Origin of the sequence: Burkholderia sp. 9777_1386 (genome assembly GCF_015712265.1) — a bacterium.
GTDB classification, from domain to species: domain Bacteria; phylum Pseudomonadota; class Gammaproteobacteria; order Burkholderiales; family Burkholderiaceae; genus Burkholderia; species Burkholderia cenocepacia.
The window spans coordinates 1-12,230 of sequence record NZ_JACCQB010000026.1 but is presented as its reverse complement, the minus strand read 5'-3'; the positions used below and the strand labels follow the sequence as shown (position 1 = coordinate 12,230).

Sequence of the window (12,230 nt, the reverse complement as noted above, 5' to 3'; positions counted from 1 at the left end):
CACTGCACAACGGATGCGCGATGCTGCATAAGCGCGCGCTCGTCCTGTCGATTCTCGTGCTCGCGTCCTGCGGGCTCGGCTACGAACTGATCAGCAGCGCGCTGTCGAGCTACCTGCTCGGCGACTCGATCCTGCAGTTCTCGTCGGTGATCGGCTGCTACCTGTTCGCGATGGGGATCGGCTCGTGGCTCGCGAAGTTCGTCGAGGACGACGACGTGCTCGACCGCTTCGTCGACATCGAGCTGCTCGTCGGCCTGCTCGGCGGCGTGTCGGCCGCGCTGCTGTTCGTCGTGTTCGCCTGGCTCGCCGCGCCGTTTCGTGCGGCGCTTTACGCACTGGTGCTCGCGCTCGGCCTGCTGATCGGGATGGAGATTCCGCTCGTGATGCGCGCGTTCCAGCAGCGGCGCCAGGCGTTCCGCCATACCGTCAGCGAGGTGCTGACCTTCGACTATCTCGGCTCGCTGGCCGTGTCGCTGATCTTCCCGCTCGTGCTCGCGCCGCGTGTCGGCCTGCTGCGCACGAGCTTCCTGTTCGGCCTCCTGAACGCACTCGTCGCACTGTGGACCACGCACCTGTTCCGCGACGAGATCCGCAACGTGCGCGGCAAGCTGATGCGCGCATCGCTCGTGATCGGGCTGCTGGTCGCCGGATTCGCGCTGTCGGACCGCATCACGCACTGGGCCGAGCACGGCGTGTACGGCGACGAGACGATCTATTCGGAAACGACGCCGTACCAGCGCATCGTGCTCACGCAATGGCACGACGACATGCGGCTGTACCTGAACGGCAACCTGCAATTCTCGTCGCGCGACGAGCACCGCTATCACGAAGCGCTGATCCACCCGACGATCGAGGCACTGCCGTGGGCGAAGCGCGTGCTCGTGCTCGGCGGCGGCGACGGCCTCGCGGTGCGCGAACTGCTCAAGCACCGCAACCTCGAACAAATCACGCTCGTCGATCTCGACCCCGCGATGACGAAGCTGTTCTCGACGTCCGTGCCGCTCGTCAAGCTGAACCAGGGCGCGCTGAAGGACCCGCGCGTGCACGTGATCAACGACGACGCGGTGCGCTGGCTCGAATCGAATGCCGACGTGTACGACGCGATCGTCGTCGATTTCCCCGATCCGACCAACTTCGGGCTCGGCCGCCTGTACTCGGTGCCGGTGTTCCGGCTGCTGGCGCGCCACCTGTCGGAGAACGGCTACACGGTGATCCAGTCGACCTCGCCGTACTTCGCGCCGCACGCGTACTGGACCATCATCGCGACGCTGCACGAAGCCGGGCTCAACACGTGGCCATACCACTGCTACGTGCCGTCGTTCGGCGACTGGGGCTTCGTGATCGCCGGCAAGCGCCGCGACTTCACGGTGCCGACGCATTACTCGGTGCCGACGCGCTGGCTCGATGCGCAAACGGCCGCCGAGATGTTCCACTTCCCGGCCGACATGCCGGCGCTGTCGATGTCGCCGAACGAACTCAACGACCAGCCGCTCGTGCGCCGCTTCGACGACGACTGGAAGCACGTGCTGCGCTGATGGATCGCCGCACGTTCCTCGTCGCATCGGCGGCCGCGTCGCTCGCCGCATGCGGCCGCACCGGCTGGATCGAGACGACGCCGCGCGTCGACTACCCCGGCATGCGCGAAGGCCATGCGCTGCGCGACCATGCCGCGCTGCCCGCGCCGTCCGGCACGATCGAGACGGATGTCGCAATTCTCGGCGCCGGCGCGGCCGGGCTGTCGTGCGCATGGCAGCTCGCGCGCGCGGGCCATACGCGCTTCACGGTGCTCGCCGGCCCCGAATTCGGCGGCAACGCGGCCGGCGGGCGCTTCGGCGCGCTCGGCTATCCGAAGGGCGCGCACTACCTGCCGCTGCCGTCGCTCGAATCCGCGCATCTGCGCGACATGCTCGCCGATCTCGGCGTGATCGAATCCGCGCCGTTCTCCGCGCGCCCCGTGTACGACGAGCGTGCACTCGTCCACGCACCGGATGAACGCCTGTTCATCGATGGACAGTGGCAGGACGGCATCGTGCCGGCCACCGGCCTCGACGCCGACGCGCTCGCGCAGCAGGCGCGCTTCTTCGCGTACACGGACGGGCTGCGCACCGCGCGCGGCGCCGACGGCCGCAAGGTGTTCTGCATCCCGATCGCGGAATCGTCGCGCGACCCGCGCTGGCGCGCACTCGACCGGCGCTCGTTTCGCCAGTGGCTGCACGACGAGGGTTACACCGCGAAGGCGCTGCACTGGTATCTGAACTACTGCTGCCGCGACGATTACGGCGCCGGCTACGAGCATGTCTCCGCCTGGGCCGGCCTGCACTATTTCTCGTCGCGCGGCGGCCATGCGGGCGATGCGAGCGACGGCGCGGTGCTGACCTGGCCCGACGGGCTGCACACGATGGTGACGAAGCTGAGCGAGTCGATCGCCGCGCGCACCGGCTCGAACACGTGGTCGCGCGATGGCTTCGCGGTGCGCGCGACCGAACGCGCGGGCGGCGTCGACGTGCTGTGCGCACGCGTCGGTCACGACGGCACGCTGTCGACGTTCACGCTGAAGGCGCGCCGTGTCGTATGTGCGATGCCGCTGTTCGTCGCGGCGCGCGTATTCCCGCAACTGCTTGCCGCGTATGGCTTCGAGCCCGCGCGCGACTTGCCGCCGCGCGCGCCGTGGCTCGTGTCCAACTTCCTGCTCGACGGCATGCCGGCCGAGGAAGCGGGCGTGCCGCTCGCGTGGGACAACGTCGTCTACGACGGCGCCGGGCTCGGCTACGTCGTGTCGACGCACCAGTTGATCCGGATGTCGCCGCCGACGCGCTCGGTGTTCTCCGCCTATCAGGCATTGAGCACGCAAACGCCGGACGATACGCGCCGCTGGCTCGCGCAGGCGAAGCCGGACGCATTGCGCGAGCAGGCGGCGATCGACCTGCAGGCCGTGTACGGACGCGAGCTGTGGAAGCATGCGACCGCGCTCGAGATCACCGTCCGCGGCCATGCGATGGCCACGCCCGACGTCGGCTTCCTGAGCCGGCCGGGGCTGCTCGCGCTGCGCGATGCCGACGGCCCCGTCGTGTTCGCGCATGCCGACCTGTCCGGACTGTCGCTGTTCGAGGAAGCGTCGTACTGGGGCATGCTGGCGGCACATCGCGTGCTCGCCTGACAACCGTCGCGCGTCATTGCGGCGTCGCCGGCACCCGCTATAATCGCGCGACATTCCGACTGCATTGAGCAGGCCGACGGCGGCGCGCCGTTCGACGCGCCGTCCGCCCCTCTCGACAACAACAATGACGAACCGAACCTTCCGACGCCTTCGCCCGCTCGTGCGCGCCGCCGCGCGCATGCTCGCGTGCGCCCCGCTGCTCGGCGCGCCGCTGGCGCTGCACGCGGCCGACACCGCGGCCACGCCCGTTACCGAGCCCGCGTCCGGCCGCTACATCGTCGTCGACACCGGTCATACGCCCGCGCATCCGGGCTCCACCGGCGCCAGCGGCCGCGTCGAATATCTGTACAACCTCGACCTGTCCGGCGCCGTCGCCGACAAACTCGCCGCGCACGGCGACCGCGTGCTGCGCACGTCGGCGGACGGTCGCGAGATCGCGCTCAATCAGCGCTCGACGCAGGCGCCCGACGCGAACCTGTTCGTGTCGATCCATCACGACTCGATGCAGCAGCAGTTCATCGACGCGGGCCGGCAGCGCGAATTCCGCGGCTTCTCGGTGTTCGTGTCGGAGCGCAATCCGCACTATGCGGAGAGCCTGCGTTGTGCGAAGGCGATCGCCGAGCGGCTGGTCGCGGCCGGCGAACGGCCGTCGCTGTATCACGCGCAGCCGATCCGCGGCGAGAATCGTCCGCTGATCGACCCGCAACTCGGCATCCACCGCTTCGACGATCTCGTCGTGCTGCGCACCGCGCCGATTCCGGCCGTGCTCGTCGAAGCCGGCGTGATCGTCAATCCGGACGAAGAAGCGCGGCTCGCGCGCCGCGAGACGATCCAGCGCCTGTCCGCCGCGATCGCGGGCGGCATCGACGCGTGCACGACGCCGCAATAACGACGGTCTCGCCCGTCGCGTTCAACGGTTTTCACCCAGTCAGGAGCATCACCATGAAGAAAAAGAATCTGCTCGCAGCCTGCGCGTTGCTCGCGCTCGCCGTTCCGTTCGCCGCGCACGCGGCCGGCTGCGGAAAGCCGCGCAGCGCGTTCGACCAGGTCTATTGCACGAGCACGCAGTTCTCGCAGTCCGACCGCGATCTCAACGACGAATACGGCCGGTTGCGCAAGCAACTGAGCGGCGACCAGCAGGCGACGCTGAAGGCCGGCCAGCTCGCGTGGCTGAAGCAACGCGATGCGCAGTGCAGCGAAACGCGCGGCAGCAGCTACCTCGTCGACATCCAGTGCGCGAACGACATGACGCAATCGCGACTGTCGTTCCTGCGCGAGCGTGAGCGCGAATGCTCGAGCACCGGCTGCGTGACGTCGAAGCTCGGCGAATAAGGTCGCCACGCGTGCCGTGCCGCGAAGCACGTCGCGGCACGGCACGCTGCTCGAAAGGAACGACGATGCGGCATCAATTCGCCGAAGTCCTCAACGATCTGATCGACTACTTTCTCGTCGGCGATCTTCTGCTGCTGAAACGCTACAAGGACGAACACGGGCTGCCGGACGACGTCGCATCGGCGTTCACGACCGGCGACAGCGGCGACCACGCGGTGCTCGAAGGCATCGTCATTCCGCTGGCCGGCATCGAGAATCATCCATATACGGTCATCTTCACGCTGGACGACGGCACGCCCGAATTGCTGAAAGCAGGCAGTCGTCTGCAGCATCGGCGCGGTGGATACGTATTGCGCGTCGCGCATCGTGCGGTGATGCTCTACACGTGGCGCATTCTCGAACGCTTCACCGACGACACGGTGAATGCGCTGCTTGCGCGCTATCGCGAACCAGGCAGGCCCGTCATTGAAATCGACAACGGCTGGTACGACGTCGAGATCCTCGGCGGAGAAATCGCACGCGACGGCTGGTTCGAACCCGCGTTCGAGTTCGTGCTGAAGAAAACCGACGCACCGGGCAACGCATCACACGTGGACATCCACTACCGTTTCGCCATCGACGCCAGCCTGGATCCGGCGACGTGAATCCGGCAGGCGGCAGCGCGGCAACCGGCAACCGGCCACACGGAGGGCGCATGGCATCGAATACGACGACGATCGACATCCGCGCGGCCACCGCCGCCGATGCACCGGCCATCGCCGGCATCCACGTCGCGTCGTGGCAAGCGACCTACACGGACATCATGCCGGCCCCGTTCCTCGCCGGCCTGTCGGTCGAAAAGCGCACGGCCGCATGGCGCGTGGTACTCGACGCGGGCCGGCCATGCGTCGCGCTCGCGTTCGCGAACCACGCACCGACCGGCTGGATCGCGTACGGCCCGACGCGCGACGCCGACAAGGACCGGGCGTGGGGCGAAATGGAAGCGATCTATCTGCATCCTGCGCATTGCGGGCAAGGGATCGGTGCGCGGCTGGTCGACCATGCATGCCGGGCGCTGCACGACGCGGGTCATGCATGGGTGTCGCTGTGGGTGCTGGTCAAAAACCGTCGCGCAAGAACATTCTACGAACGCGAAGGTTTCGTCGCCGAAGACGACATCAAGACCTTCGAGATCGACGGTACGCCGATCGAGGAAGTGCGCTACTGGCGCGCCCTACCGAAGCGGTCGCGATGACGGCAGCGCCTCCTCCGTCGCCAATCGTTCCTGCATCAGCTGCAGCAGCGCGCGAATCTTCGCGTTGACCGAATTCCGGCTCGCGTAAGCGGCATGCAGCTGCAGCGGCGCCGGCGCCATCTCCAGCGGCACGCGCACCAGCCGCCCTTCGGCCAGCTCCACCGCGCACGCGCGTTCGACCAGAATCGCGAAGCCGATCCCGTTCACCGCCGCGAGGCCCGCCATCTCGCCGCTATTGACGCGATACCGGCTCGCCACCGGAATCTTGTGAATCCGTCCGTCGCGATCGGCGAACTGCCACGGCTGCCCTTTCAGCGTGCTCAACGTCGTGATGCACGGCAACTGCCGAAGCTGCTCCGTCAGGCCAGGCATCCCGACCCGCGCGACCAGTGACGGCGCGGCCACGACGACGCTCGGCAAACTCGCGAGCGGCCTGACGACGAACGCACTGTCGTCCAGCTTGCCGCGATTGACGATGATCGCCAGGTCGATATCGTCGCGCAGCGTCGACATGCCCGCGAGGCTGGTGTCGCAGTCGATCTCGACACGCGGATGGCGGCTCGCGAATTCCGCGACGATCGGCCCCAGCATGCGCGGCCCGATTTCGCCCGGGACGCAAAGCTTCAGCACGCCGCGCAATTCCGTTTGCTGCGACGTCAGCTCGCATTCGGCCTGCGTCAGCGCGTCGAGCATCGGCCGCGCACGCTCGTGCAGCAACCGCCCGGCCTCGGTCATCCGCAGGTGGCGCGTGCTGCGCTCGAGCAAACGCACGCCGAGCCGCGACTCCAGTTGCGCCACATGACGGCTCACGTTGGAACCCGGCAGCGCGAGCATGCGTGCGGCGCCGGCAAAGCTGCCTTCATCGACGACCGTCACGAACACACGCACCGCATTCAGATCCAGCTTGCTACGCATCATTATCCCGTTTTAGGTATCAAAGCCTGCCGATTTCGATGACTTATCCCGCCAGAAACCATAATTTACGATGCTCATCCCGTCAATGCGGCGCCCGGGCACGCACCCGCGGCCAGCGAGCGTTCGCACGACACAGGCAAGGAGCGTCATGAACATTGCAATCCTGGGCGCCGGCGTGGCCGGCATGAGCACCGCACTCGCGCTCGCCGGGCGCGGCCACGAGATCCGGCTGTACGAACGCAGGCCGGCGGAATCGACGATGGGCGCAGGCGTGGTGCTGTGGCCGAATGCCGGCTTCGTCCTCACCCAGCTCGGCCTGCTGCCGGACATCGTCGAGGCCGGCGGCCGCCTGCATGCGATGCGGCGCATCGACCGGCACGGCACCCTGCTCAAGGCCACCGAGATCGGCGCGCTCGACCGCCGCATGGGCTTCCCGACGGTGTCGATCCTGCGGCGCGACCTGCAGGCCGTGCTGACCCGGCACCTCGCCGCGCGCGGCATCGAGGTCCGCTTCGGCCACGGCGCAACGGCCATCGATACTGGCGCGGACGGTCGCGCCGTCGTTCGCTTCGACAACGGCACGACGATCGCCCCCGATCTCGTGATCGGCGCGGACGGCCGCATGAACTCCGTCGCGCGACGTCATGTGGTCGGCGACAACACCCCCGTCTATCAGGGCTTCGTCAACTGGATCGGCGTCGCGCAAAGCAATGCGCCGCTGGTCGACGAAGTGTCGATATTCGATTACTGGGGCACGCGCGAACGCTTCGGCATCGTCGCGCTGGACCGGCATCGCGTGTACTGGGCGGCGGCATGGCCGGAAGCCGACAGGTGCGATACGGCGGAAGACGATCCGCGCGGGATGCTGGAACGGCGCTTCGCGCCGTGGCCGGCGCCCGTCACGGACGTGATACGTGCGACGCCAGCGGACACGCTCACGAAGATCCGCGTGCACGATCTGGACCCGGTCGACGCATGGCACCGCGGCAACGTACTGCTGATCGGCGACGCCGCGCACGCGCCGCTCCCGACCTCCGGACAAGGCGCCTGCCAGGCGCTCGAAGATGCGTGGCATCTTGCCCGGTGCGTCGACGAATACGATTCAGCCAACGGCGGCGATCTCGATGCGGCGCTGGCGGCGTTCACGCTGCGGCGCAGCGGGAAAACCGCCGCGATCACCGAGCGTGCGCGTGAATTCGCGCACCTGTTATTCAGCGACGACGTAAGCGACAGCGCTCGACAACAGATCGATCCGGTCGCCGAAATCGAAGCGCTGACGAACGCGTGGGGCGCGCACCTGCCGATGGAACAGGCGCGCGGACGATAAGCCGTGCGGACGGCGGCATCGGCTCACAGAAACCACCGATACTCCCGCGCGCCGATCTCATTGCGGAAATCCAGTTCCTCCTGCCGCTTGTTCTCGCAATACACCATCACGAACTCGCTGCCGAGCCCGTCGCGCACGGCCGGATGATCCTGCATCGCGGCGACCGACGACAGCATCTCCTTCGGAAAATCGATCCCGCTCCCGCGATCCTCATTGAGCGGCGCGATCGGCTCGAGGCGCGCATCGAGCCCGTGCTCCATCCCGCTGAGGATCGCCGCGAGCACCAGGTACGGGTTCGCATCCGCACTCGCGAGCCGGTGCTCGATCCGCAGGTCGCGGGTGTCCGACTCGGGAATGCGGATGCACGCGTCGCGATCCTCGAAACCCCAGCTCGCGCGGCTCGCTGCGTTCACCATCGACCCGTAGCGCCGGAACGCATTGTGATTCGGCGCGAACACGGGCATGCAATGCGGCAGCAGCGCGAGGCAGCCGGCCACCGCGTGACGCAACGGCCGCTGCCCGTCCGCCGCAAGCAGGTTGCGCCCCGCGTCGTCATACAGGCTCACGTGCACGTGCATGCCGCTGCCCGGCGCATGCAAATACGGCTTGCCCATGAAGCTCGCGCGATAGCCGTGCCGCAACGCGACGCCGCGCGTGCTGCGACAGAACAGCGCCGACCAGTCGGCCGCGCGCAGCGCGTCGTCGGTATGCCCGAAATTGATCTCGAACTGGCCGGGCCCGAGCTCCGCGGTGATCACCGTCGCATCGACGCCCTGCTCGCACGCGGCTTCGACCATCTCGTGCAGCACGTCGGAGAAACGCGACAGGCGCTCGATATGCATGTTCGGCTGATCGTCGCGGTCGTCGCTCAGGCGGTCGCGCGGATACTGCGGCATCCCGTCCGCGAGCTGCGCGGCGAACAGGTAGAACTCGAGCTCGAATGCGACGACCGGCCGGATGCCGCGCGCCGCGAAGCGCCGCAGCACGCGCGCGAGCACCTCGCGCGGTTCGAATTCGATCGGGGAATCGGTGCCGTCGGAACTGATCAGCATCTGCGCGAGCGGTTGCCGCTCCCAGCGCACGGGCTTCAGCGTGCCGGGGATCAGGCGGCGCGGCGCATCGGGATCGCCGTCGTTGAAGCAGTAGTCGCCGATCTTGTAGAGGCCGCCCTGCGTGCCGAGGAGCACGCAGTTCTGCGGCAGCTTCAGCAGCGAGCCCGACGCGACTTTCTCGAGCGCATCGATCGGATAGCGCTTGCCGTAGAAGTGCCCGGGCAGGTCGAGGCAGATCAGGTCGACATAACGGATCTCGGGGTGCGCCTGCCGGAATGCGCGGACTTCACTGACCAGCGCGGGAACGACGTCAGCCATGTCTCATCCTTTCCATGTCTTGTATGGCGGTGCCGCAACGCGGCGAACCGGATTCGGGCGGCGCACGGCGCAACGCACGCCGCATGTCGATCAGTACTGCAAACAGGCTGCGCGGCGGGGCCGCCTCCAACACCGCCCGCCCCGCCGACCACTCAGGTGAATACCCAGATCACGCGCGTCGGCGCGTCGGTCAGGTTCGCGTAGCGGAAGCGCTTGTGCGCGGGCAGCTGGAACGCATCGTTCGGGCCGAGCGTGACCGGCGTGTCGTCGCCGTCGATCCAGATCGTCAGTTCTCCTTCGAGCACGAAGCCGCCCTGCTCGTCGCTGTCGTCGACCGGCCGCTCGCCGCTGCTCGCGCCCGGCCCGAGATGGCTTTCGAGGATCGAGAAACGCGACCGCATGTTCGGCGACACGAGGATGTCGGTAATGCCGGCCGCGTAATACACGGTGCGGCGTTCGTCGGGCCGCGTGACCCACGGCACGCTGCGCGGCTTGCTCAGGCTGTAGAAATAGGTGGTCGGCACGCCGAGCGCCTCGCCGATCGCGGTAAGATCCGCGACCGTCGGACGCGACAGCCCGCGCTCGACCTGCGACAGAAAGCCGACCGAGCGGCCGATCCGTTCGGCGAGATCGTTCAGCGTGACCTTGCGATGCTTGCGCAGGTCGCGGATCAGGATCGCCAGACTTTCTATCTCTTCCTGTTCGTTCATGATGGATTCCGGTGCAATCAAACGGTATCGCGCAAACGGTACCAGGCCTTGCCGATCGCCTCGAGCGGCGCGGCCAGCCGGCCGCCGCCGGGAAAGCGCGGGTTGCGGATGCGCTGGTACTGCGCGAGCAGACGGGTGTCGCCGAGCACGGCGTCGGCCACCGCGCGCGCGCCGGCGAGCGTCGGCAGCACGCCGTGCCCCGAAAAACCCTGCAGCCAGAAGCGCTGCCCGTGGCGGCCGATGTCCGGCGTGCGGCGCATGCTGATGTCGATGTGACCGCCCCACGCGTAGTCGAGCGGCACGCCGGCCAGGTGCGGAAACACGCGTTCGAGGTGCGGGCGCGTCGCCGCCGCGATATCGGCCGGGATGCCGCCGAGATACGTGCAGCCGCCGCCGAACAGCAGCCGGTTGTCGGGGCTCAGGCGGAAGTAGTCGGGCACGAACTGGTTGTCGATCACGCAACTGTTGCGCGGCAGCAGCGCACGCGCGACGTCGGGTGCGAGCGGCGCCGTTGCGACCTGATACGTGCCGACCGGCAGCAGCCGGCGCGCGAGATCGCGGTCGAGCCGGTCGACGTACGCATTGCAGGCGAGCACCAGCACGTCCGCGCGCACTTCGCCACGCGTCGTGCGGGCGACGTGGCCGCCGGCCGTCTCGCGGCAGTCGAGCACGCGACTCTGTTCGAAGATGCGGCCGCCCGCGCGCTCGATCGTCTGCGCGAGGCCGAGCGCGAGCTTCAGCGGGTTCAGGTGGCCGGCCTCCGGATCGTGAAGCGCGGCCAGATAGCGCGTGCCGCCGATCCATTCAGGCATCTCGCCGCGCCCGATCACGCGCAACCGATCGTAGCCCCAGCGCTCGGCCGCCTCGTCGCGCGCCTGCGCCAGCATCGCGACGCGCCGCGGCCGCACCGCGGCCCACAGGCTGCCGGGCCGGTAGTCGATGTCGAACCCGTGCCGCGCCGGCAGTTCGCGCACCTCGGCCGCCGCCCAGCGCATGCTGTTCCACAGCAGCCGCGCGCCGTCGCGGCCGAGCGCATCCTCGAGGGGCTGCATGTCGCACGACCAGCCGAGCAGCGCCTGTCCGCCGTTGCGGCCCGATGCGGCCCACGCGACGCGGCTCGCTTCCAGCATGACGACGCGCTTGCCGGCAAGCGCGAGCCGCAGCGCCGTATGCAGCCCGCTGAAACCCGCGCCAACGACCAGCACGTCGGCGTCGACGCGTTCGTCCAGCACCGGCCGATGCGGGATCGGCGCCGGGTAGGTGCCGGCGTAGTAGCTTGCGACGTGACGGTCGGACTGCACGAACATGCGGACTCCCGTGAAAATTACGCCGAGAAATTTCATGAAAAATTAGCATGACAATTTCACGAGAGCAAGCGTGAGACCGACGGTCTATCAGTCCTGTCGAGATGCGTCCAACTTGGAATTTTTTTCGTTCAAATCGGAACTTGCAAGGGCCCACGCCGACCGCGAACGCCTGCGAGTATTCCTCAATAAAACAATAGCTTGAAGAGGCCGCCACACGCCCTCAGCGCTACAACGTGATCGACTACCGATCGATGCATCAGCTGCTGTGCGCTGAAGTCGCGTGTGGGCGACTGTTGACTGCATCAAACCGGCGTTTCCTTACTCCAGCGCCCGCTCTTGCAATTCAGCGGTACACACCTGACCAGGAGTACACACGTATAGAACTTGGAATTCCCTATAGCTACCACAGACTTGTCGTAGCCATTTCAAGATGTCGTAGCGGCGGCTAAATAGAAATGTCGTGTTTTGAAGGGTTCAGGGTTCGTCTCTTTCGGGTTACAGATTTCGCGGAGTCGAAGAGCGGAGCTTGAACGGGCAGGGCGCTTACGCCAGTTCCAGTGTCCCTTGCAGACCGACGGCCAGGTTTGCGGGGTGGTTGCTGCGTCTGTTTGCGCTGAGCAATATCCACAACCACCTGCTCGACATCGGCCTGCGTGAACTCACGCTGCTTCTTTTTACCCGGTTGAGGTGTGTTGCGATTCGTCTTGGTCGAGTCACCTCGATGCGCTCGCGATGGAGCCTTACCAATCCGGCTGTTATCGCGTTGTGCTTGAAGGGCTTGCGCGACCTGCAGCACGTGACTCAAACGCTTGTGTTCGACAACGGCGGCTTGATCGATCTCGGCCAGCCGGTCGTACTGTCTGCAGGGCAGCACGCGA

General features: G+C 67.3%; 11 protein-coding genes and 1 pseudogene. 7 read left to right on the top strand and 5 right to left on the bottom strand.

Annotation, left to right across the window (positions count from 1 at the left end):
- Positions 1-20 precede the first annotated feature (20 nt).
- The 6 genes from H0X91_RS19800 to H0X91_RS19775 all read left to right on the top strand — a co-directional run bounded on the left by H0X91_RS19800 (position 21) and on the right by H0X91_RS19775 (position 5,723).
- Complete coding sequence (locus tag H0X91_RS19800; protein ID WP_196433273.1) at positions 21-1,535, top strand: polyamine aminopropyltransferase; 1,515 nt, start codon at positions 21-23, stop codon at positions 1,533-1,535.
- Positions 1,535-3,157 (top strand): NAD(P)/FAD-dependent oxidoreductase, encoded by a 1,623-nt coding sequence (locus H0X91_RS19795; protein ID WP_112751260.1) that lies wholly within the window; start codon positions 1,535-1,537, stop codon positions 3,155-3,157. Before H0X91_RS19800 ends, H0X91_RS19795 begins: the two co-directional genes overlap by 1 nt.
- A gap of 124 nt (positions 3,158-3,281) precedes the next feature.
- Positions 3,282-4,046, top strand: a complete 765-nt coding sequence (locus H0X91_RS19790; protein WP_060210890.1) for an N-acetylmuramoyl-L-alanine amidase family protein — start codon at positions 3,282-3,284, stop codon at positions 4,044-4,046.
- Between the two features lie 53 nt (positions 4,047-4,099).
- Entirely contained in the window at positions 4,100-4,489 is a 390-nt protein-coding gene (locus tag H0X91_RS19785) for a lysozyme inhibitor LprI family protein (RefSeq protein WP_006490376.1), read from the top strand.
- A gap of 65 nt (positions 4,490-4,554) precedes the next feature.
- Entirely contained in the window at positions 4,555-5,133 is a 579-nt protein-coding gene (locus H0X91_RS19780; RefSeq protein ID WP_084752178.1) for a hypothetical protein, read from the top strand.
- Positions 5,134-5,183: 50 nt separating this feature from the next.
- Positions 5,184-5,723: a GNAT family N-acetyltransferase gene (locus H0X91_RS19775; RefSeq protein WP_196433272.1), complete on the top strand. Its 540-nt coding sequence runs from the start codon at positions 5,184-5,186 to the stop codon at positions 5,721-5,723.
- Here the strand turns inward: H0X91_RS19775 and H0X91_RS19770 are convergent.
- The gene (locus H0X91_RS19770; protein WP_196433271.1) at positions 5,703-6,638 is read right to left on the bottom strand and encodes a LysR family transcriptional regulator; all 936 of its coding nucleotides are present in this window, start codon (positions 6,636-6,638) and stop codon (positions 5,703-5,705) included. The genes H0X91_RS19775 and H0X91_RS19770 overlap by 21 nt on opposite strands.
- Before the next feature lie 148 nt (positions 6,639-6,786).
- Between H0X91_RS19770 and H0X91_RS19765 the strand changes: the two genes are divergently transcribed.
- A complete protein-coding gene (locus H0X91_RS19765; RefSeq protein ID WP_196433270.1) occupies positions 6,787-7,965 on the top strand; it encodes an FAD-dependent oxidoreductase in 1,179 nt (392 codons plus the stop codon).
- A 23-nt stretch (positions 7,966-7,988) separates the two neighbouring features.
- Here the strand turns inward: H0X91_RS19765 and H0X91_RS19760 are convergent, their stop codons facing one another.
- From H0X91_RS19760 to H0X91_RS34985, 4 genes and pseudogenes are all read right to left on the bottom strand, one after another.
- Positions 7,989-9,335 carry a glutamine synthetase family protein gene (locus H0X91_RS19760; RefSeq protein ID WP_196433269.1) on the bottom strand — a complete coding sequence of 449 codons (1,347 nt, stop codon included), beginning with the start codon at positions 9,333-9,335 and terminating at the stop codon, positions 7,989-7,991.
- Positions 9,336-9,487: 152 nt separating this feature from the next.
- A complete protein-coding gene (locus H0X91_RS19755) occupies positions 9,488-10,045 on the bottom strand; it encodes a helix-turn-helix domain-containing protein (protein WP_006490367.1) in 558 nt (185 codons plus the stop codon).
- Between the two features lie 17 nt (positions 10,046-10,062).
- The gene (locus H0X91_RS19750) at positions 10,063-11,352 is read right to left on the bottom strand and encodes an NAD(P)/FAD-dependent oxidoreductase (protein WP_196433268.1); all 1,290 of its coding nucleotides are present in this window, start codon (positions 11,350-11,352) and stop codon (positions 10,063-10,065) included.
- A 505-nt stretch (positions 11,353-11,857) separates the two neighbouring features.
- A pseudogene (locus tag H0X91_RS34985) lies at positions 11,858-12,230 on the bottom strand (ISNCY family transposase); the annotation flags it as partial.